This is a genomic window from Maribacter vaceletii (genome assembly GCF_003634105.1).
In the GTDB taxonomy this organism is placed as follows: Bacteria; Bacteroidota; Bacteroidia; order Flavobacteriales; family Flavobacteriaceae; genus Maribacter_B; species Maribacter_B vaceletii.
On record NZ_RBIQ01000008.1, the window covers coordinates 503,734 to 527,051 of the forward strand.

Sequence of the window (23,318 nt, forward strand, 5' to 3'; positions counted from 1 at the left end):
AATTACATATTTAAAAGGTAAGCAAAAACAAGAGGCGCCACTATAGTAGCATCACTCTCAATTATAAATTTTGGTGTATTAATATCTAATTTTCCCCAAGTAATTTTCTCATTAGGTACTGCACCCGAATAAGAACCATAACTGGTTGTACTATCACTAATTTGACAAAAATAGCTCCAGAAAGGTGTGTCTGTACGTTCCATATCTTGGTATAACATTGGCACAACGCAAATAGGAAAATCGCCAGCAATACCACCGCCAATTTGAAAAAAACCTATCCCTTTTTCGGAATTATTAGTATACCAATCTGCTAAGAAAGTCATATATTCTATACCAGATTTCATGGTAGTTGCTTTTAATTCTCCTTTTAGAACATAAGAAGCAAAAATGTTTCCCATAGTACTATCTTCCCAACCAGGGCAAACAATTGGAAGTTTTTTTTCTGCAGCAGCATACATCCAAGAGTTTTTTATATCAATCTCATAATACTCTTCTAAAACTCCAGAAAGGAGTAATTTATACATATACTCATGTGGCAAATAGCTTTCTCCTTTAGCTTCGGCATCTTTCCAAATTTTTACAATATGTTCTTGTATTCTTCTAAAAGCTTCTTCTTCTGGTATACATGTATCTGTAACACGGTTTAGTCCTTTCTCTAATAAATTCCACTCATCTTGTGGCGTTAAATCTCTATAGTTAGGTACGCGCTTGTAATGCGAGTGTGCCACTAAGTTCATTATATCTTCTTCTAAATTGGCACCTGTACAAGAAATAATATGCACCTTATCTTGGCGAATAACTTCTGCAAATATTTTTCCTAATTCTGCAGTAGACATTGCACCTGCTAAGGAAACTAACATTTTAGAGCCTTTTTCTAATTGCTCTTCATATCCTTTTGCAGCGTCTACTAAAGCTGCTGCATTAAAATGTAAATAGTAATTTTCTATAAAATTAGATATAGCGCCTTTAGTCTTCATTGTCTGTAAATTTTAAAATTGTGTTTACTTCTTTTCTGTCTGTATTGTATGTATTATCATAATCCTCATCAGCATCTTGTCCCATGAATTTATAGCTAAGCATTTTATAATATAGTTTTGCCGCTAAGAAATCTGAAGATTTGTCTACTACATTTGGGCATAGTTCTACAATATCAAAACCAACTACATTTTTTTCTTCAAATACTTGTTTTAAAAATTCTAAAGTTTCATACCATAACAGTCCGCCTGGTTCTGGAGTACCAGTAGATGGCATAATAGATGGGTCTAAAGCATCTAAATCAAAAGTTATAAATACATTCTCTGTTAAAGATTCCACTACCTTATCCATCCAATACTCATCATTCATCATATCATGTGCAAAGAATGTTTTTTCTTCATCCATAAACGTTTTTTCTATAGCATCCATAGAGCGTATACCTACCTGAATAAGATTTGTATTTTGGCTTGCTTCGTGTACTGCACAGGCATGGTTATATGGTGTTCCTTCATATGATTTACGTAAATCTGCATGTGCATCTATATGCAATACAGTAAGATTATTAAAACACTCGTTAAATGCTCTAATTGTTCCTATAGAAATAGAGTGTTCACCTCCAAATAGAGTTACAAATTTGTTCCGTTTTATATATTCTTTTGTTGTTTTATGCACTGCATTTACCATAGCTTCTGGCGAGCTATTTTCTGTAATTGCATTTGCTAAATAAACTCCCTGCTCATAAACTTCTGAAGCTGTTTCTATATCGTAAAGCTCCATGTTTTCTGAGGCTTCTAAAAAAGCTTGTGGCCCTTTATCTGCGCCTTTACCCCAAGTACTTGTACCATCATAAGGTACAGGGATTAAAACTACTTTTGCTGTTTCTAGTTGTGCGAATTTATCGGCAATGCCTGCATAATTCTTTATTGTGTTCATTGTATTATTTTAAGTACTATTAGTTGCTATTAAGCTGTAATTAATTCTTTGTTTTTTTCTTGCGCTTTTTCTTGTTTCTTATACCCTAATATTTTTAAGAAATCTTCCGATTTTTGCTGAGGGTTAAATAATGTAGTTACCAAATTCCCATCTGTATCTTTATCTATTAATATATGTTTTGGTTGCGGAATTAAGCAATGTTGTAAACCACCATACCCTCCAATAGTTTCTTGGTATGCTCCTGTATTAAAGAATCCTATATAAAGAGGCTTATCTCTCTTGTATTTAGGTAAATAAATTGCATTACGGTTTTGTTCACTATTATAATAATCATCACTATCACAAGTTAAACCACCTAATAAAACACGCTCGTACTCATCATCCCAACGGTTAATTGGTAGCATTATAAAGCGTTTATTTATTGCCCATGTATCTGGTAAAGTGGTTATGAAAGAAGAGTCTATCATATTCCATTTTTCTCTATCGTTTTGTTGCTTTTGGTATAATATCTCATAAATAGCACCTCCGCTTTCCCCTACTGTAAAGCTTCCGAACTCTGTAAATATGTTAGGAACAGGAACATCTGCCTCTGCGCATGCTACATTAATTTGATTAATTATTTCATCAATCATATATTGATAATCATACTCAAAAGCCAAAGAGTTTTTAATAGGAAAACCTCCACCAATATTTAAACTATCTAAAGACGGGCATATTTTTTTAAGTCTCGTATACACTTTTAAACATTTTACTAGCTCATTCCAGTAATATGCATTATCACGAATACCCGTGTTTATAAAAAAATGAAGCATTTTAAGCTCTACTTTATCATTATCCTTTATCTGATTTTCATAAAAAGGCACAATATTCTTATATCCTATTCCCAGGCGAGAGGTATAGAACTCAAACTTTGGTTCTTCTTCTGAGGCAATACGAATACCTATTTTAAAGGTGTCTTTTATCTCTTCGGATAGTAAATCTATTTCTTCATAATTATCTATAATAGGGATACAATTGCTATGGCCACTATTTATTAATCTTGCAATGTTTTCTATATACTGCGTACGTTTAAAACCGTTACATATTACATAAGCATCCTTATGTAACTTACCGTCTTGTTTTAATTGTTCTACAATATCAATATCAAAAGCAGAAGAGGTTTCTATATGAATATTATTCTTTAAAGCCTCATGCAAAATATGTTGAAAATGAGAGCTTTTAGTACAATAACAATAGTTATATTTTCCTTTATATTTATTTTTTTCTATCGCATTTGCGAACCATAGTTTTGCCCTATTAATATTCTCCGATATTTTAGGTAAATATGTGAATTTTAAAGGGCTACCATACTTTGCAACTAGCTCATTTAAAGGAATGTTATGAAATTTTAAACTTTCGTTTTCTACGCTAAATTCCTCTTGTGGAAACTCGTAGGTTTGGTTAATTAAGTCACTATACTTAGTGTTCATTTAATAAAATAATTAAAAAATAAAAAATATGAGATAGGGTAATAGGTGTGCCTATTACAGAATAAAAAGTAAAATGATGTAGTAGATCAAATAATAATCTGTTCCCTAGTTGTGGGAATAAAGAAGTAGTTGTGCTGGCTTTGCACAATTGTAATATTACCTTCGGAAGTTAGCTTTAAAATTCGGCTACCTATCTGATAAGCTACTTTGGGTTTTGACTTCCTAAACTCCCAAAGTCCGAACACAGAAACACATTTCATAATGCTCAGCTAAATGCTAAATGCAAATTCAATCTTATGCTGAATTGTACAGGACAAATGAAATCAAAAAAAATGAAAAAACAACTTTTTTTATAAAAAAAAGCTAAAACAAAAACAATAATTACATAAACACCTAAAAAAAAGAAAGTTACAACTTGTTTAAAATCTATAAAGCTATATTATTATTAATCAAAATTATCTAAATATATATTTCCGGTAGTTAAATCTTTAATTTCAAGATAATCTAACATCCCTGAGCCTTTAAAAGAATTTTCTATTCCTATAATATCCCCATTAGGATTGGTGTAATTTCCTTTGTAAATCTCCACATTGTTTACATAAACATTTACATTTTTTTTAAGAACTTTTATAAATAAAGTATTCCATTCTTCTGGGTTTATCTTAAAATCTGATAAGTTTTCATGATTTCCATTAATTGTATTTTCTCCAAATTTTAATCCTGAAAATTGAGAGCAACCTGTTTCCATTAATTTTATATTATTCTTATTATTTTCACAATACAATCGTAAAATAAAATCGTAACAAGTAATACCTCCAAATGCTTTGGCATTTTTAAATTTGGTTTTTAATGTAAAATTATCCCCATCTATATTAAATTTCTTAAAAATCCTATTTACCAAATAATAAACTGGAGGTACTTTTATTCCATTTTGCTTCATTTCATTTGGAGAATAATACAAATAATCTTTTGTCGTATTCTTAGGCATTTTGTTATCCATCCAATACCTACCAATATAACCTTCATCTATTAAATAACTATTCCAACCTTTGGACATTGCTAATATATTTTTAGTTTTTAAAGTGTCTAGATTGTCTTTTACTAACATTTGATAATAGCCCGGAATTTGGTAGGTAAAATTATATGCAAACTTGTTCTTATTTAGTTTTATTATTTGATCTCCCATTACAGGGTGCTTAAAATCATAATCTATATAAATACTTTCAGAACTATTTTTTGAAAAATCATAATTAGCTTGTACCGTAAAAGGTACCGTACCTACAGAGTCTTTCAAAGCAAATAGAAAAGGCTCTTCTACTTTATCTTTTATATGTTCTTTGCTTTTAACACTATAAACTACAAAAACTATTGCGCCAATTAATAAGGGAATTATATAGATTAACTTCCCTTTATTTTTGCTAGTAACAGTATCTTCATATTTATAAATGTTTTCTTTATGATTTTTAATAAAATCTTCCCATGAGGCGTATCCCAAAAATTTAGATAATGCATTTTTAGTAGCCTGTTGCGGATTGTAATGCTCTTTATACTTTATCTTCCCAAATAATCTTTTTAAAGTATGCGGACTTATAGATATTTCTGATGCATTAGAAATAGTATCTGCCAGTTTTATAAAATCTGATTCTTTCCATAAAGAAGATTTTTTCCATTTTAATTTCTTCTCTACTTGAGATAAACAATAGTTTAAATAATCTTGTTCTGTCATCCCTATATATACTATATGCAAAACTTTGAATAGGTTTTGCATACCTAATTTTTATTTATTTATTCAATATTCTCTTAAATTTAAAGAAGTATTAATAATTTTTACCTTCAAAAATTGAATTTAACATAATAACCCTTTAAAAAGACTCAATATAATGGAAAAAACAGAACGTAATTATTTTACATTTTTTGCTCTCTTTATTTTAATAAGTATTAATAGTCTTTTTGCACAAGTAAGAATGACCGAAGAATCTTGGACGCTACCAACATATAAAGTTATGCCTTCTGAAAAAGCTCCTATGTTTTTTACAAATGGTAATTTCCAAGGCGCGCAGAGAGTTATTTATCCGTATGCTACTAATGATGAAATTTCTGGGGAAAGAACTATGCAAGATTGGAAAGCTCTTATATTAGAAAATGAGTATATAAAATTAGGTATTACTCCTGAAATTGGTGGTAAATTATATTACGCTACAGATAAAACCAATGACTACAATTATATTTATAAAAATAATGAGGTAAAACCTGGTAATATAGGAATGACAGGTGCATGGGTTTCTGGAGGAATAGAATGGTGTGTTTTACACCATCACAGAGCATCTACTTTTCTACCTATGGATTATGATTTAGTTAAAAATAAAGATGGTAGTAAAACAATTTTTATAGGAGAAACAGAACCAAGACATAGAATGCGATGGAATGTAGGCATAACAGTATCTCCTGGCAAATCTTATTTTGAAGCAGAAGTGTCTATTTACAACCCTACACCTTACACTCATAATTTTTTATATTGGGCAAATGTTGCTGCGCATACCAACAATACATACCAAACTATATTTCCGCCAAGTGTTGAATTTGTTACTTTTCATCAAAAAAATCAGTTTACAAGGTGGCCTATTTCTAATGATATTTATAGAGGACAAGATTTTACAAAAGGAGTAGATATAAGTAGGTGGAAAAATGTTAAAGAACATGCTTCGTTTTTTGCTCATGATTTAAAAGAGGATTTTATGGGAGGTTATGACCATGGAAAAAATAGTGGAACAGTACATATTGGCGACCATAATATTGTAAAAGGTGCTAAACTTTGGGAATGGGGCTCAGGAAAAGTAGGACAAAATACAGAGGGAAAATTAACAGAAACTAGTGGCCCATATGTAGAAATTATGGTTGGTGCATTTTCTGACAACCAACCAGACTATACTTGGATAAGACCATATGAAGTAAAAAAATGGAAACAATACTGGTATCCTGTTAAAGACATTGAAGGTTTTAAAAACGCAAATCTTAATGCTGCCGTTAATTTAGAGCAAAGAGAAAATAATACAATTTTCTTGGGGTATCATTCCACCCAAAAAGTAAAAAATGCTAGAATTACTTTAAAAAATGGAAACCAAGTAGTATTAGAAAAAGACATACTAATTTCTCCTGAAAAAGCATTTACAGAAAAAATTAAAATAAATTCCGAATATAAATTTACAAACCTATATACGGAACTAAAAGATTTGGACACTGATTTTGTAATTATATCCTATAAACCAAAAGATCCTAAAAACACTAAAAACCTACCTCCTGTTGTTACGCCTCCTGCTGCTCCAGAAGATATTACTAGTGTAGAAGAATTGTTTATTGTAGGTAATAGAATGGAACAATTTTATAAAACTGCAAACGGAGGAGAAACCCCCTATTATAAAGAAGCTCTTAAAAGAGACCCCAATCATACCAAAACAAATATCGCAATTGGAAATAAATTACTTAAAAATGGGGATTATACTACTGCAAGAACTTATTTTTCTAGAGCTATAAAAAGACAAACAAACAACTATACAAGACCGTCTAACGGAGAAGGATTGTATTTACAAGGTATAACATTAAAAAAACTAGGATTATATGAAGAAGCTATTGATACGCTTTATAGAGCAACTTGGGATAATGCTTATTTTTCTGCAGCATTTTTTGAATTAGCTCAAATATCTTCTATAAATAAAAACTACAAAAAGGGTCTTAAAGAAATTAATGAAGCTATTTCTAGTAATACAAAAAACACTAGATTATATGGCTTAAAATCTGCTATTCAAAGAAAATTAGGGAATTATAATAGTGCCTTAGAAACATTACAACAAGTGTCTAATATAGACCCACTTAATTTTAGAATACAAAATGAACTTTATTTAACAGCCAAAGAAACCAACAAAGAACAAGAAGCTGCTATTTTACTTGCATCTCTAAACAAAAAAATGCGAAACTTTGATCAAAACTATATAGAATTAGCTGTAGAATATCTTAATGATGGTATGCTAAAAGAATCTGAAGATGTTTTAAAACGATACAAAGGAAAAAATCCTATTTCTATATACTACCTAGGGTATATACAGGATAAACTTAAAAATAAAGATGCTGCTAAAAAACTATTTAGTGAAGCACAATCTTTATCAGAAGAGGGTATTTTTCCTTATAGACTTGAAACTATTGAAGTTTTAAAAAAGGCCATAAAATACAATCCTAATGACGGTAAAGCTTATTACTATTTAGGTAACATTTTATATGACAAACAACCCAAAAAAGCAATATTACATTGGGAAAACGCAGTGAAAAACGCTCCCAAACTAGCAATGGCACATAGAAATATAGGTTTTGGTTATTACCGCCATTACAAAGATTATCCTAAAGCTATACTTTCTTATGAAAAAGCAATTACATTAGATAATACAGATGCTGTTTTTTATAATGAATTGGATGTTCTTTATGAATTAAATAATAGTCCTTTAGAAAAGAGACTTGCAATTTTTGAAGGTAATAATAAATATGTGAAAAATAGAGATGATGCCTTTGTTAGGCAAATGCAAGTACTTACACTAGCAGGACAAGCAGATAAGGTGGTAACTTATTTAAAAGATAAAACATTTAGCTATAGAGAGGGAACCTCTAGAGTTCGTGAAAATATTATAGATGCACAATTGTCTTTAGGAATTAAATTTTATAAAGCTAAAAACTACAAAAAAGCATTAGAACATTTTTTATTAGCACAAGTACCAGATGAGGCTGCTGGTAGAGCAAAGTTTGGAAATAGAGAAATACAGGTTAATTACTTTATAGGTTTAGCTTATGAAGCCCTAAGCAATACTATAGAGGCCAAAATATTTTATACGCTATCTACTAAGGTAGAGAGTGTAAAAAACAAAAAACAAAGAAGTGGTTTTATGAGTTATTATGAAGGGTTAAGCTTTTTAAAACTAGGAAACAAAGCTAAAGCAAATGAAATTTTTAACTCTCTTGTTACTAATGGAGACAAACAACTTAATTTTAATTCTGATGAGAATAGTTACTTTCAAATCTTTGGAGAAAAAGATAGTGAAAACACAAAAAAATCTTTAGCATATACAATGAGAGGTCTTGGATACAAAGGTCTAAACAAGAAAAAACAAGCAAAAGAAGATTTAAAGAAAGCCACTGAAATATCTGTAAGTAATTTGTGGGCAGGTCTTGAGTTAGAATAATTTTTTTCTCAATTACAAAAATAATCTTACATATTTAGAACATTAATTATAGAATCACTTAAAAAATTAGAAAATATTTATGATTTAAAAGCTTAAAAATTGAATCTGTAGTCATAGCTTTGTACGTTATTTTTAAAACTACATTTTCTTTGATACAAGATTATATCATAGCATTCTTATGGAGTATCTCCCCTTTTGGAGAAGCTAAAGTTGGTATTCCCTATGGTTTATTAAATGGGTTAGACAAATATTTAGTATTTGTAATTTGTTTTGCTGCTAATGTGTTTGTTTTTCCTTTAATGTTTTTCTTTCTAGAAAAAATAAATAAATATTTATTACGCATGCATTTCTACAAAAAATCTGCTTTATATGTTGCCCGTAAAGCAAAAGTGGGTTCTGGAGATAAAATAAAAAAATACGGCTTCTGGGGATTAATATTCTTTGTAATGCTACCTATACCTGGCACAGGAGTTTATGCAGGAAGTATAGCAAGCTATTTATTTAAGATGGAAAAGAAAAGAGCATTTGTTGCTAATACAATTGGTATTTTTATTTCTTCAGTAATTGTTTGGGCTACAACAATACTTACAATGAAAGGTGTTAATTAAAAAGGCACAACGCATATAGTTTCCTTTTTCATATTTGTTCTATCTTTTCCAAATACCTTATAAACAGCAGTAAAATTATCTTTATTTTTTAAATATTTACTAGTAAATACTGCCAAAGAATCTTTATTAGAAAAAAACTCTACCGTAGCTAACACCCCTATATCATGATTAGAAAAAAATAAAAATTGCTCTTTAGCATTAAGACTCTTTGATCTAGAAACTATTGCATATTCCATATCAGGAGGTGTGTTTGTTAAATGTATTACACTATCTTTTTTATTAGGAATATTTACCATTTGTAAAGTAGTATCAGAAATTTTAAAATGTCTATTTTCATTATTAAATAAAGTTGTGAATTTTTGTCTTCTATGAAAAGGACCAACGTAAATTATATTCCCCTCTTTTAAATCATCATAAGTAGTTTTAGATGCAAAACGTATAGTAAAAGATTTAGTATACTTAGAAAACACTCTAGATATATTATTTGCTGCATAGGCTCCCATTCCTGTAATATAGGAATAAGGTGAAGGCTTTAATAAGTCTTTATACTTTTTATTTATCTCAATAAAATCATAATATTCTGTTGCATTATTAATTTTAAAATCTCTGGTTACTCCTACCCCACCAGTAATCGTTCTGCCATAAAGGCTATAGGCATCTCCAATAAACATGGTAGTTTTAAAATCGTTTTTAAAATAATCTCTCCAAACTTTAGGAGCATTAAGGAGACTATTATTTACAAAAAAACTTAATAAGACTAATAGTAAACCCAAGTATGGTAATACTTGCCAAAAACTAATGCTTTTTGTATTCTTTTTTAGACTAGAAACTTTTACGTACCGTATTCCATACTGTCCTTTATCAATAATTAATCTCCATGTGTCCTCTTTCCCTTGAGAAGCATAATAAACTTCTAGCTTTTTTCTTAAATTATAGACATTAACTCGTACTCTAGCATTCGTTTTATCTGCCTCTAAATTACCTCCAAAAAATTCTATATCTATTATATTTTCTTTTAGGTAACTCCCTTCTAAATCTGCTTGCACTAAATATCTTAATAAAGCAGAACTCTTAGGTGCTTTTAAGAAAATTTTACTTTGTAATATTTTAGAACTTATCTCTTTTTTATCCATAAAAACTAGTAAAACAGTTATTTACAATTAACTTTTAACCGTTATAAGTACCGTTAAATATAGGTTAAATCTAAATACTCTAACAACTTCAATTATATTTAAGACTAGAAATACATTTAGATTACACTTACTACATAACTCTTAAATAAATTACCTTATGACTAACTCGTTACTAAAATACTTATCAGTTATTATTATTCTAATCCATTTTAGTAGCTGTAAAACTTCCTCAAAAATTCCTTCTTCAACCAGTATAAAAGCTATAAATAATAAAGTAGCAGATTGGCAAATAAATACTTTTGAAGATATGGGAAAATATAGAGCCCTACCCCCTATAGAAAAAAGAAAAAATTGGCATACACGCATTAAACATCATGAATTAGATTGGACAAATGCTGCCTTGTATTCTGGTATGTTCCAATGGGGAGAAATTGCTGGGGATAATTCTTATTTAGAATGGCTAAACAGTATTGCAGAAAAAAATGATTGGCAGTTATTAAAAAGAAAATATCATGCAGATGATCATGCCGTAGGACAATTATATTTAAAACTTAAAACAGTTTATGGTAACAGTCATGGCAAACGTAAAACACATTTAGAACAACGTTTTGATTCTATTTTAATTGACAAAAAAAAGGATAAACTACACTGGGATTGGTGCGATGCTTTATTTATGGCTCCTCCTGTTTGGGCAAAATTGGCTAAACAAAAAAATGATGCTACATATTTAAATTACATGCATAGTCAATATAAAAAAACCTACGATTTATTATGGGATAAAGAAGAGGCTTTATTTTATAGAGATGCTAATTATTTTGATAAAAGAGAAAAGAATGCTAAAAAAATATTCTGGTCTAGGGGAAATGGTTGGGTATTTGGCGGTTTAGCGCTTATGATACCAGATTTTCCTAAAGATTGGGAACATACCAATTTTTATATAAACACCTTTAAAGAAATGGCAAATACCCTAAAAAGAACCCAGCGCAAAGATGGCACTTGGTCTTCTGGTATTCTTGGCGACTTAAAAACATATGAAAATATAGAAACAAGCGGTACTTCATTCTTTGTATTTGGCTTAGCTTGGGGCATAAATCAAAATATACTAGATAAAGCTACTTATGAACCTGTATTACTAAAAGGGTGGAATGCATTGGTTAATGCTGTAAACCAAGAAGGCATGCTTACTTATGTACAAGGCATAGGTGCGCAACCAGGAGTTAGTTATAAAGATTACTCTGAAGTTTATGGTACAGGTGCTTTTTTAGCTGCTGGTTCAGAAATGTATAAATATGCAAAAAAGAACGAATTATACTTAAGTAAAAACGCTATAACAAATACTAGTGTATTTACATTTATGAAAGACGGTGGTTGGTGCTGGTACCAAGACCCTAGAGCAATAATTAAAAACAATAAAGTGGTATTAGGTGGTCTTAGCGGGCAAACAGGAGATGTAAAAGTTTCTGTATTCGATTTAAAAAATAAAGAAAACGAAGGAGAATATATTTTACACAAAAATTTTCAGAAAGACGACCATAATGTTCCTGCTTTTTTTACAAGAAAAGATGGAAGTATTCTTGCTTTTTGGGCTAAACATGGTTCTGAAAAAAAACATTATTACAGCACTACATCTTCTAACAATTATTTAGACTGGAATACTACTAAAGAATTTAATCATGAATATGAAGAAACATTTGGGGTAACCTACATGAACTTGCATTACATGGAAAATGAAAACCTACTCTATAATTTCTTTAGAGATGGCCCTACATACAACCCTAGTTTTATTACTTCTAAAGACAATGGAGAAACTTGGGGGAATCGTAGTCATTTTATAGCTGATGATGTAGAAGGAAGACAAAGGCCCTATGCTAAATACTTGCAGAAAGATGCTAATACTGTAGGCGTTTCTTTTACAGATGGGCACCCAAGAAATTACGGTAATAGTCTTTATTATGCCGAATTTAAAAACAATGCTTTTTATAAGGCTGATGGAACTTTAATAAAAAAATATACTAGTACTCCACTATTTACATCAGAGGCAGAAAAAATATTTATTGGAAGTGAAACTAAAGAAAAACCTGAATATTGTGAGAGTGTTCCTAATTCTGCTTGGACCTGCACTAGCGCTAAGGATAAAAACAACAACCCATATATTGGTTACACCTTATATATAAATAATAACGACCATAGGTACAGAGTTGCACATTGGAACGGAAAAAAATGGATAGACAAAGAAATTGCATATGCAGGAACTTGTTTATACAGTATAGAAAGTAGTTATACTGGTCTAATGGATTTTGACCCTGAAGACCCATCTATGGTATACATATCTACAGACGTAAACCCTAATACTGGAAAAGCTACTGGAGGCACGCATGAAATTTATAGTGCTAAAATTAATTCTAATGACACAATAGAAACAATTGCATGGAAACCAATAACACAAAATTCTGAGTACAGAAATATTAGACCCATTATAGTAGCCAATGAAGGAAAAAAAGTATTATTATGGCTTAATGGTGTTTGGAACTCCTTTATAAATTATAATGTGGATGTAAAAGGGATTATTCTTGAATAGATTATACCTTTTTATACTTCATAAAAAAGTTAATCCAGATGTTTCTAGAAATCCTTAAAATAATTGGTAAAGAAACTATCATAACACCAACTATTACTACATAAGAACTTATAATAGTTAAATTAAAAAAGTAATACGCAATTACAAGAGCCGCAGTTGCAAAAGCTATACCTACAGGATAGCTTACATACATTGCCCCATAAAAAAAAGAAGGTTCTATTTTATATTTTGTATTACAATGTGAACAACGTTCATGCATTTGTAATGTACTACCCAATTTATATGGATTAGGCTCTACATACATACTTTCTTTTTGACAAACAGGACAATTTCCTGTTAAAATACTATATACTTTTGTTCCTTTTAACACTTTCATTACCTCCTATTAAAACACGAATTAAAAATAACTAAACACATAATTATTAGATAATTACAAAAATAAAACACTATAACATATATATTCTAGGTTAATTTTCTCTATTTTTTGTACTTTTAAGACATATGTAATTGTATGAATACGGTACCAATATTAAATATTAAACAGTTTGATCAAGAGGAAACCCAACTAAATTTTTATAGCAATATACTTTCTAGACATTTAAGGAAAAATGAAAAAATTATACATAAAGCCCATAAGCACGACTTTTATTTATGCGTACTTTTCATGAAAGGAACTGGAATTCATGAAATTGATTTTAACACCTATTCCATAAAACCAGGAAGTGTTTTTTTCTTAAAACCAGGACAGGTACATAGTTGGTTATTTAAAAGCCCTCCAGAAGGGTTTATCTTTTTTCATACACAAGAGTTCTATAATTTCTACTTTTCATCAAAAAGCCTTTCACAATTTCCCTTTTATTATTCTTATAAAAACCCACCAAACTTACATTTAAAAACTACAGAATTAGAAGTTCTAGAAAATAGGTTTAAAGAAATAAATAACGAAAGCAATACTAATTACGTTTACAAAAATCAAAAAATAGCTAGTCTTATTAATTTAACTTATATAGATTTAAGCCGAATTTATTCTACAGAAATAAAGCCCAGGAAAGTAATTTCATCTACTTATCTAGAAACTTTAGAAGCATTAGAAATTCTTATTGAAAAATTTTATAGAAAAGAAAAATCTGCTCTATTTTATGCTAACAAACTTAATATAACAACAAAACACCTTAATAGAATAACCAAATCATCCTTAAATAAAACTACTACTGAATTAATCTCTGAACGAGTTATACTGGAAGCCAAGAGATTATTAATTCATTCCAAAAACACCCTCTCTATAGTATCTGAAACATTAGGTTATGAAGACTATGCTTATTTTTCTAGAGTATTTAAACTTAAAACAAAAAGTACTCCCCAAGAATTTAAAAAGCAATTTTAAAAACCCTTCTTTTAGTATTTACTGATAAAAAAACTATGAATTTTTACTAATGATAGATTTAGAATGTTTCTGCAACTTTGACAAACAAACATTTAAATCTTACGTTATGAAACACAATTTAACCTACACCATGTTGCTTTCCTGTGTATTTAGCTTAGGCTTTTTTGCACTATCTGCACAAAAATCTACTCCTGCTAACAATAACTTAAGTGTTAGTACTAAAATGAATAATAGAGTAAAAGAATACTTAGAGCTCCAAAAGCTTGGTTATTCTGATAATGCCATTTTTCAAGATTTAGGAAATGCACATTTTTTAATGGAAAATTATGATACTTCTGTTTTTTGGTATACTAAATTAAAAGAAATGGGAGATTTAGAAGGAAACTACACAGAACGTTATAACTATGCCCTTGAAAAAGTTAAAACACCAAGCGGAATAACTAGTAATAAAGACTGGGTAGCAGAAATAGAAAAAGACTACGAAGTAAACAAGACTAGTAAACATACTAATTTTAGGAAATTAGATTTCCTAAACACAAATACTACAGCAAGTTTAGAAACTTTAATAGAACAGGAAACCGCTCCAAAAGAATATTCTACAGATAAAGCTTTACTCTATAAAAATGCGTATAAGTCCCCTATATCTGTAACTAAAGATGGTAAAACTGCTTATTTTAGCAAACCTTTTTATATAAAACCTAAGGTAGGTGTATTATCAAAAAAGCAAATGGTTTACAAAACCTATTCCGCAAAAAAAATAAATGGAAAGTGGACAAACATAAAAGAAATAGCACTTTGTCCTAAACACTATTCTAGCATACACCCAACAGTCTCCGACGATGGAAAAAGACTATTCTTTGCATCTAATATGCCAGGAACTTTTGGAAAATATGATATATATGTTTCCGAAATAAATATCGACGGTTCTCTTGGTATTGCAAAAAATCTAGGTCAAAAAGTAAACACAAAAAAGAACGATTTATATCCAAAAATTATAAACGGAACGTCTTTATTTTATGCCTCCGAAGGTCACAAAGGATATGGTGGCTTAGATGTGTATGTATCTAATGTTTATAAAAGAAAAGTTAGTCCTTCTACTAATTTAGGAGCATCTATAAATAGTAATAAAGACGATTTTGCAATTGCTTTTAAAGATAATGGACAAGGCTATGTAGTTAGTAATAGAGGTACCGCAGAAAAGGGTTTACAACAAGTTGCTTTTTCTATAAAACCAAGAGCAACAGAAAAGAATATATATAATTCTCTTGAAGCCTTAACAACACATGCAACACATACAAACTACACCAACTCTGTATTTGAAGATGAATAGCACCATAAGAATACAAAACACTAACCATTTTATATTCTAGACTATCTATTTAGATAAATGAACAAGTAACATATCTAAATTTGGTAGAAGCCCCATAGTAAACTACCTCAGGGCAAGCCCACGAGGCATTTATTAGGAAACTAATTTTGATTTCGAGGTAAGCCTCGGAGCATTTAAATCTCGATTATCGAGTAAAAAGAACCCAAATTTTAGTGTCATGCAGAACTCCACCCCCCAAATTCTAAAAAGTTGTGTACTAATTATTGTTTACCTGCTATTACAAATGCAAACAGTAAATGCACAAGAAACAGTTACCAATAGTAACAGTAATAATGGTTACCACAATCAATTGTTTTTTAATAGGTATTTAGTAAACCCCACGTTCTCTCTAGTTCGCGAGAATAAATCCTACCTAACAATTTTACACCGTAACCAGTATACCACCTTTGAAGATAATAGTCAGAATTATTATTTAGGATTTAGCAATTTAATAAATGAGAACACTGCTTTAGGTATTGGTGTATATAGCCAATGGTCTGGCGTAGTGCAACAATTTGGCTTTAATGCTAATTATGCTACAGGTGTACAATTAGGTGCTAATAGCAAACTTACTTTTGGTACTAATATTACGTATTACAATGAAGGTGTAGACAAAAATAGAATTGTTGCTAATACAAATGATACGCAAATTAGTGATGCAAAAAAAGAAAGTAAGCTAGCTATACAACCAGGCATGGCTCTTTCTATTGGTAAATTTGATATTGGCATTTATGCTACAGATTTACTAAAGTACAATCAAAGTACCAATGAGTTTAGCACAAATATTAATTCTAAAACTATAAAAGCATCTTTACAGTATACCTATGATTTTAATAACACGAGAGGTATTTTTAAAGAAGCTAGACTGCTTCCACTATTACAAATAGGTCAAAATATAGATAATTCTATTTCTTATATGGGAGCTTTGGTGTTAGATATGCCTAAATATGGATGGCTACAAGGCACCTATGATCTAGAAAATGGAATTTCGGCAGGAGTTGGATTTAACTTAAGTAAAAAAATGTCTTTAGGATATTTAATGGAAAAAAATGTAGCCACAGAAGAAGCTAACCTTGGGTGGAATCACGAACTATCACTTGCGTATACTTTTAAAGATACAAATGCTTATGGTGGTGCATTTACAGAAAACTCACAAGACAAAAAAATAGATGGTATTATACGTAACTATGAAGAGCAAATATTACAACTTATAGCTGATAAAAACGAAGTGCTTGCTGAAAACCAAGCAATTAAAGTAGCGAATACCATAAAAGAAGAAGAAAAAATTGAGAAAAAGAAAGAAATTGTAGTTGAAAAAATAATAAAAACACCTCTAAATACAAATGATTTGGCCTATGAAAATAGATTAATATTAGATGCATTAATTATGAGACAAGACTCTATTGAAGCCGCTCGAAATAAAGATTTAGAGCAGCGATTTAAAACTTTAGCACGTTTAGTAAAATCAGAAATTAGAAGAAATACGACTGAAAAACCTACTACCATACCTGTTAAAAAAACATATAATAGTCTTGCAGTACATAAAAAGACAAGTACCCCTAAAACAAAAATTATAAAATCATTACCCAATAAAGAAACAAGACATTATGTAAAGCTTCCTATTAAAGTATTGGACCAAGAGGATATTGTGGGAGTAAAATCTGGCTACTATGTTATAGCAAACGTATATAAGACTAAAAAATATTTAGACTCCTTTATACATACTTTAAAAGAACAAGGCTTAGATGCCAGAAAGTTTTTTAATAAAGAAAACGGACTCTACTACGTGTATTTAGCAGATTATAATTACAAGCAAGATGCCGAAATAGCATATACATCAAACCTAAATGGAAAATACAATCATGAAAAATGGATTATGCAAGTAAATAATAATACAGCAACCGCTGCCAATATTTACGAAGATTAATAGTGTTTTAAAAAAACTAAATGTTTTTGTGCAGATAAAAGGAGGGACTCTGGGGGGAGTAACACTTCCCTCCTTTTTATTATTAGTGCATTTCATCTAACAAAAATAAAAAATTCAACAAAAAGAATGCATTTGAACGAATTTTCGCGCAATTTAAACGATTAAATACAATAAATTAATATATTTAAGTAAGCGAATAAATAGGTATATGTTTAACCCTAAAACCCCCCAAATATGGAAGTAAAACTTTACTCTAAAAAATCTAGTATTCTAAAATTTCGAAAAATAGTTCCTGGAATACGACAACTTTTACAGCAAATAATGCATCTAAATTTTCTTAACCTACGACAGCATTATAATTCTTCTATTACTACTTATTAAAAAGTATTAAAGAGCTTTAAAGCTACTATTTACAGTTGCTTTAACACTATCTAAAAAAAATGTTTTTCTTTTAGAAAGGGATTCCTATGTTTTATTTAAAAAGCATAACACCATTTTTTTAATAATATTACTTGCATTTTTAATCCCCCCAGATAAGAATGCAAGTATTAAAAACACAGCTTATGAAATCTAATTTGCACAAAATAATAGTAATAGAAAAAGACCCTAATTATAATGCTATCTATAAAGAATACTTTAAAAATTTTGAGGAGTATTCCTTAATAGGAATTTACACCACAGTCTATGAAGTATTAGAGAAATATGATTCCTTAAAACCTAATATTATAGTTTCTGAAGTAGATTTACTACGAAGCAATGGTATAAATGGAATAGCACAATTAAAAAGAAAAGACCCATATGTAAAAATTATAATGATTAGCAAAAACCCCTCTTTTGAGCTTATAAAAAAAGCTTTTAAAAATGGTGCTAATGGGTATTTAACAAAACCATTAAGCTCTAAAAGGTTAAAAAGAGCCTTACATACTATTTCATCTGAGGGCGAAATTATGGGTAATGCTATAATTAAACAGGTTATTCAGAATTTTCGAAAAAAGACCTATGCTTTTTTCTCCAGTAGAGAAAATCAAATTGTAGATCATTTATGTAAGGGAGCTACTTACAAGGATATAGCAGAAACTTTATTTGTTACTCCTAGCGCTATTAATTACCATATTCAAAATATATATGAAAAACTAAACGTAAACAGTAAATCTGAAGCTTTATACAAACTACAACAAATGTAAATAATACTGTATTGTGCCCAATATAGCCTCTATGATTTCATTATTATAGGGGTTATATTATTTTGTACTTTAAACAAAACTTTTATCCCAATCTTTCCAAACCACTTCATACCCTTGCGATTTTATCATATTAGCAACCTCGGCAGTAGATCGCTCATCCGATATTTCAAACTGTTCTAAAGATTGTGGCTCTACACTATAACCCCCTGGGTTGGTTTTAGATTCTGCACTTATAGAAGTAATTCCTAGTTTTATAATATTATTTCTAAATAGTTGGCTCTCTCTGGTAGACATAGATAACTCCACGTCCTCATCTAACAACCTATACGCGCAGATTAATTGCACCAAATCAGCATCCGTCATTTCTACTTTTGGCTGTACCTCGCCTTCATGTGGCCGCAGTCTTGGAAAAGAAATAGAATACTTAGTTTTCCAATACGTTTTTTGCAAATATTTTAAATGTAAAGCGGTATAGAAACTATCAACTCTCCAATCTTCTAAACCAAACAAAGCTCCTATTCCTATTTTATGTACTCCCGCTTTTCCTAGTCTATCTGGAGTATCTAATCTATAATCGAAGTTAGATTTTTTTCCTTTTGGGTGATGCTCTTTATACGTTGCTTTATGATACGTTTCTTGATATACTAAAACCGCATACAAACCTTCAGCAACTAATTCTTCATATTCTTCTTGATCTAATGGCTGCACTTCTATGCTTATATTAGAAAAATGTTTTTTTATAAGCTCTATTGCATTTTTAAGATACGAAACACCAACCGTTCTATTAGCCTCTCCTGTGACCAATAAAATATGGTCATAGCCTAAATTTTTTATATGTTTTACCTCTTTTAATATCTCTGCATCTGTAAGTGTTTTTCTTGGAATTTTATTTGTCATACTAAAACCACAATAGGTACAAATATTCTGGCATTCGTTAGACAAATACATAGGCACATACATTTGCATTGTATTTCCAAAACGTTTTTTAGTAATTGCACTACTACGTTGTGCCATCTCCTCAATAAACGGCTTAGCAGCAGGAGATATAAGAATCTTAAAATCTTCTAAATCTATCTTTTCTTTTTGAAGAACTTGTTTAACATCTTCTGAAGAATAAGTATATATTTCTTTCTCTAAAATATCCCAATCGTATTTTTCAAAGGTGCTTTTAAAAGACATTTATTTTCTGGCTTTTGATTTTTGGTTATCTGTTGTTCGTTGTTAAAAAATACTTCTTTTGCTAAAGGCTAAGAGTTGATATCAAAAACTAACTTAAAAAAGAAGTTAGCGGACTACTAGCTTCCGCTTCTTTCCTTACAGGCGCTAATTTTGCATTGTATGCCATTCTACCAGCTTGTACTGCTATTTTAAATGCAGTAGCCATTTCTACTGGGTTTTGTGACACTGCAATTGCAGTATTAACCAAAACGGCATCAGCTCCCAATTCCATAGCATAAGCCGCATGAGATGGCGCACCAATACCCGCGTCTATTATAACCGGAACGGTACTTTGTTCAATAATAATCTCTAAAAAATCTATTGTCTTTAAACCTTTATTACTCCCAATTGGCGCTCCTAAGGGCATAACACACTGTACTCCTACTTCTTCCAAACGTTTACATAAAACGGGGTCTGCGTGTATATAGGGCATAACCACAAAACCTTGCTTAACTAATTCTTCTGCAGCTTTTAAAGTTTCTATTGGGTCTGGTAATAAGTATTTAGGATCTGGATGAATTTCTAACTTCACCCAATTAGTTTGCAATGCTTCTCTTGCTAATTCTGCCGCAAAAACAGCTTCCCTTGCTGTACGAACACCAGAAGTATTTGGTAATAAATTAATATGATTCCCTTTTAAATGTGCCAGCATATCATCATTCTCATTCTGGACATTTACTCGTTTTAGGGCAACCGTAACCAATTCGCTTTCCGAAGCCAATACAGCCTCTCTCATTTTTTGCGAACTATTAAATTTACCTGTTCCAGTAAATAATCTTGAATTAAAAGTCTTATCGGCTATTTTTAAAATATCTTTCATTTTACATTCTATTATTTTTCAAAACTATGGCGTTGTTCTAAAGCACTACCTGTATTTAATAAGTTATGAAACTCCCCTATTTTATTAAAATCTCTAGTAATTTCTCCAGAAACTGCAATACCAGAAATTCCCGTTTTTAAAATCTCTGAAACATCTTCTGTTACAATACCACCAATAGCAATAATTGGCGTATCCGCTTTTAACTCATCTAAAATCGCTTGGTATCCTAAAATACCTAGTACTGGACTTAAGTTTTCCTTAGTTGTTGTATACCTATATGGCCCCAAACCTATATAGTCAATTCCTTTAGTGACTAATGCCTCACAATCCTGTAAAGTATTTGCTGTGCCACCAATAATTTGCCACGATTCTAAAGATTTACGTGCTTCTATAGGACACGTATCCTTCTTTCCTAAATGAACTCCATCTGCTTTTACTTCCTTAGCTATTTTATAATAATCATTTATAATAAGCCTTGTTTGAAAATGCCCCGTAATCTCACGTGCTTTCATCGCTATTTTCAAAATCTTCTTTTCTGATACATTTTTTAAACGCAATTGCACTAGTTCCGCGCCAGATGTACATGCTTTTTGAATATTATTTAAATGTTCCTGCGGACTTTCTCCTTGCGATATATAATGTAGTTTAGGTATAATCATTTTTATATTTATTAGAAGTTAAGAATTTGAGGATTTAATAGTATTAATTTTTTGATGAAACCCTAAGAGAGAATCGTTAGAATTTAAAAACTGTTCTGTATAATATTTTGCATTTTTAGCAGCGTCATCTAATTCTATTTTCAAAGCTATATTACTAGCTAAAGAAGAAGATAATACACAACCACTTCCGTGTTTTTCATAAACACTTTTTGCTTTAGGTTCTATATTGATTTGAACAATTTTATTATAATACAATTCATCCCAACCTTTTTTATCGGTTCTATGTCCGCCTTTTAAATAGATATTTGTTTTTTCTGAAATATGCGCAATGGTTGCCTCTATATCTTTTTCTGGGTATAGCAGCTTAATTTCATCGTAATTGGGTGTGATTAAAAAGCACTTATCCCAAATACAGTCTAACAAATTTTGATTTTCGGTTGCATGAAAATCAAAACCTGCTGTTGCTTTTAGTATTGGGTCTACTATAATTTTAACTTCTGAATTTAAGATATGCAACTTATCTAAAACTTCTGACAATATCTCCCAAGACTGAATAATTCCAATCTTAACAACTGAAATTTCAAAACGCTCAAAAAGTGTTTCAATTTGAGCTAAAATCACTTCTGTGTCTGTCCAAATACATGCTTTAAAATCAATATCATTTTGAACTGTTATCGCACTACAAACAGAAAGTCCATACAAACCATGCGCTTCAAATGTTTTAATATCTGAAGTTAAACCAGCACCCCCTGAAGGGTCGTGACCAGCTATAGTCAATATGCAATTATCAATTGGCAATGAACAATTCCTTTTCCCCATATTAGATATTGTTTTTAGATGAATTGATGATTTTGTACAATATCCTTAGGATTTCTTCAACTTTATCAAACAAAATTTTAAATTCTTCTTGGTTGATGTATCCAGTATCTTTTAATATTCTTAACCAATATTTGGTTTCACGAGCTTCTTTATAGGCAATTGATAATTTATAAATAAAATCTTTTTTAGAAATCCCTCCAATAGCTTCTTCCGTATTCGCTCCTATTGAAGTTCCCGAGCGTAGTATTTGTTTAGACAAAACGTATTCTTTCTTTTCAGAAACTAATTTCTGTGAAAGTTTAACTACTTCCACTGCAAAGTCATAGGTTTTATCTAAAATAATATTTTTACTCATAGTAAATTGTTCTTTGCCAATTGTACATTGTTAATTGAAGTGACGTTTCATTGTTTTAAAAATTTCCACTGGTTCATTACTATTCCAAATTCCCCCTAAAACACCAACACCTTTATAACCTAGTTTATCAAACTCAGATAGATTCGTAGTAGTTACACCTCCCATACCCACAATTCTTTTATCAATATTATTCACATTAAAACCACGACCTTCATAGCCTTTTTTAGATATGGATGAAAACACGGGACTTAATAAATGATAATCAAATTCAAAATCGCAATTCTCTAACACTTTCGGTTCATGAAAAGAAGAACTAATTGTTTTTCCATACATATTTAAGTTTAAAAAATACTGCCCAGGATTATCTATATGGTCTATTCTTTTCTGTTCTTGAAAATGAATTCCTTTTAAAGAAAACTCATTTATTAACTCATGAAAATAATGCACTACTATGCGGTTATGGTATTTTGAATGTATTAGATTTAAATACGCACAATGTTCCGCATAGTTTTTATTAGGTTTCCTTAAATGATAATACTGTAAACCTTCTTGAAATAACTGGTTCAATATTTCAATTTCGTTGGCAACATCGTTTTCTGGTGCTATTAAAACTATCATTTTGTCAATTAACAATGTACAATTGACAATGAACAATGAACAATAAT

At 30.3% G+C, this 23,318-nt stretch carries 19 protein-coding genes; 7 read left to right on the plus strand and 12 right to left on the minus strand.

Going from position 1 to position 23,318, the window contains the following annotated elements; translation table 11 throughout:
- Positions 1–2 precede the first annotated feature (2 nt).
- The 4 genes from CLV91_RS09790 to CLV91_RS09805 form a co-directional block, all read right to left on the minus strand.
- The gene (locus CLV91_RS09790) at positions 3–977 is read right to left on the minus strand and encodes a deoxyhypusine synthase family protein (protein WP_121067143.1); all 975 of its coding nucleotides are present in this window, start codon (positions 975–977) and stop codon (positions 3–5) included.
- Entirely contained in the window at positions 967–1,908 is a 942-nt protein-coding gene (gene speB, locus CLV91_RS09795; RefSeq protein ID WP_121067146.1) for an agmatinase, read from the minus strand. Before speB ends, CLV91_RS09790 begins: the two co-directional genes overlap by 11 nt.
- 29 nt (positions 1,909–1,937) lie before the next feature.
- Entirely contained in the window at positions 1,938–3,377 is a 1,440-nt protein-coding gene (locus tag CLV91_RS09800) for an arginine decarboxylase (protein WP_121067149.1), read from the minus strand.
- Positions 3,378–3,822: 445 nt separating this feature from the next.
- Positions 3,823–5,145, minus strand: a complete 1,323-nt coding sequence (locus tag CLV91_RS09805; protein ID WP_147406415.1) for a hypothetical protein — start codon at positions 5,143–5,145, stop codon at positions 3,823–3,825.
- Positions 5,146–5,257: 112 nt separating this feature from the next.
- Between CLV91_RS09805 and CLV91_RS09810 the strand changes: the two genes are divergently transcribed.
- Positions 5,258–8,599 (plus strand): DUF5107 domain-containing protein, encoded by a 3,342-nt coding sequence (locus tag CLV91_RS09810; RefSeq protein WP_121067155.1) that lies wholly within the window; start codon positions 5,258–5,260, stop codon positions 8,597–8,599.
- A 149-nt stretch (positions 8,600–8,748) separates the two neighbouring features.
- Positions 8,749–9,207 (plus strand): COG2426 family protein, encoded by a 459-nt coding sequence (locus CLV91_RS09815; RefSeq protein WP_121067157.1) that lies wholly within the window; start codon positions 8,749–8,751, stop codon positions 9,205–9,207.
- Here CLV91_RS09815 and CLV91_RS09820 read toward each other — a convergent pair.
- Entirely contained in the window at positions 9,204–10,340 is a 1,137-nt protein-coding gene (locus tag CLV91_RS09820) for a helix-turn-helix domain-containing protein (protein WP_121067160.1), read from the minus strand. The genes CLV91_RS09815 and CLV91_RS09820 overlap by 4 nt on opposite strands.
- A gap of 157 nt (positions 10,341–10,497) precedes the next feature.
- Between CLV91_RS09820 and CLV91_RS09825 the strand changes: the two genes are divergently transcribed.
- Positions 10,498–12,918, plus strand: a complete 2,421-nt coding sequence (locus CLV91_RS09825; protein ID WP_121067163.1) for a glycoside hydrolase family 88 protein — start codon at positions 10,498–10,500, stop codon at positions 12,916–12,918.
- Between the two features lies 1 nt (position 12,919).
- Here the strand turns inward: CLV91_RS09825 and CLV91_RS09830 are convergent, their stop codons facing one another.
- Positions 12,920–13,294, minus strand: a complete 375-nt coding sequence (locus CLV91_RS09830) for a DUF983 domain-containing protein (RefSeq protein WP_121067166.1) — start codon at positions 13,292–13,294, stop codon at positions 12,920–12,922.
- 135 nt (positions 13,295–13,429) lie between these two features.
- Here CLV91_RS09830 and CLV91_RS09835 point away from each other — a divergent pair, with 135 nt between their 5' ends.
- From CLV91_RS09835 to CLV91_RS09850, 4 genes are all read left to right on the plus strand, one after another.
- Entirely contained in the window at positions 13,430–14,302 is an 873-nt protein-coding gene (locus CLV91_RS09835) for an AraC family transcriptional regulator (RefSeq protein ID WP_121067169.1), read from the plus strand.
- 106 nt (positions 14,303–14,408) lie between these two features.
- Entirely contained in the window at positions 14,409–15,632 is a 1,224-nt protein-coding gene (locus CLV91_RS09840; RefSeq protein ID WP_121067876.1) for a TolB family protein, read from the plus strand.
- A 217-nt stretch (positions 15,633–15,849) separates the two neighbouring features.
- On the plus strand, positions 15,850–17,598 hold the full coding sequence (locus CLV91_RS09845; protein ID WP_121067172.1) for a PorP/SprF family type IX secretion system membrane protein: 1,749 nt from the start codon (positions 15,850–15,852) through the stop codon (positions 17,596–17,598).
- Between the two features lie 563 nt (positions 17,599–18,161).
- Complete coding sequence (locus CLV91_RS09850) at positions 18,162–18,782, plus strand: response regulator transcription factor (protein ID WP_121067878.1); 621 nt, start codon at positions 18,162–18,164, stop codon at positions 18,780–18,782.
- A 69-nt stretch (positions 18,783–18,851) separates the two neighbouring features.
- Here the strand turns inward: CLV91_RS09850 and thiH are convergent, their stop codons facing one another.
- The 6 genes from thiH to CLV91_RS09880 form a co-directional block, all read right to left on the minus strand.
- Positions 18,852–19,961, minus strand: a complete 1,110-nt coding sequence (gene thiH / locus CLV91_RS09855) for a 2-iminoacetate synthase ThiH (protein WP_121067175.1) — start codon at positions 19,959–19,961, stop codon at positions 18,852–18,854.
- Positions 19,962–20,049: 88 nt separating this feature from the next.
- On the minus strand, positions 20,050–20,820 hold the full coding sequence (locus CLV91_RS09860; protein WP_121067178.1) for a thiazole synthase: 771 nt from the start codon (positions 20,818–20,820) through the stop codon (positions 20,050–20,052).
- An 11-nt stretch (positions 20,821–20,831) separates the two neighbouring features.
- Positions 20,832–21,479 carry a thiamine phosphate synthase gene (thiE, locus tag CLV91_RS09865; protein ID WP_121067181.1) on the minus strand — a complete coding sequence of 216 codons (648 nt, stop codon included), beginning with the start codon at positions 21,477–21,479 and terminating at the stop codon, positions 20,832–20,834.
- An 18-nt stretch (positions 21,480–21,497) separates the two neighbouring features.
- Positions 21,498–22,298: a hydroxymethylpyrimidine/phosphomethylpyrimidine kinase gene (locus CLV91_RS09870; protein WP_121067184.1), complete on the minus strand. Its 801-nt coding sequence runs from the start codon at positions 22,296–22,298 to the stop codon at positions 21,498–21,500.
- A gap of 1 nt (position 22,299) precedes the next feature.
- Positions 22,300–22,653 carry a four helix bundle protein gene (locus tag CLV91_RS09875; RefSeq protein ID WP_121067187.1) on the minus strand — a complete coding sequence of 118 codons (354 nt, stop codon included), beginning with the start codon at positions 22,651–22,653 and terminating at the stop codon, positions 22,300–22,302.
- A gap of 30 nt (positions 22,654–22,683) precedes the next feature.
- Positions 22,684–23,271: a thiamine phosphate synthase gene (locus tag CLV91_RS09880; RefSeq protein WP_121067190.1), complete on the minus strand. Its 588-nt coding sequence runs from the start codon at positions 23,269–23,271 to the stop codon at positions 22,684–22,686.
- Positions 23,272–23,318: the final 47 nt, after the last annotated feature.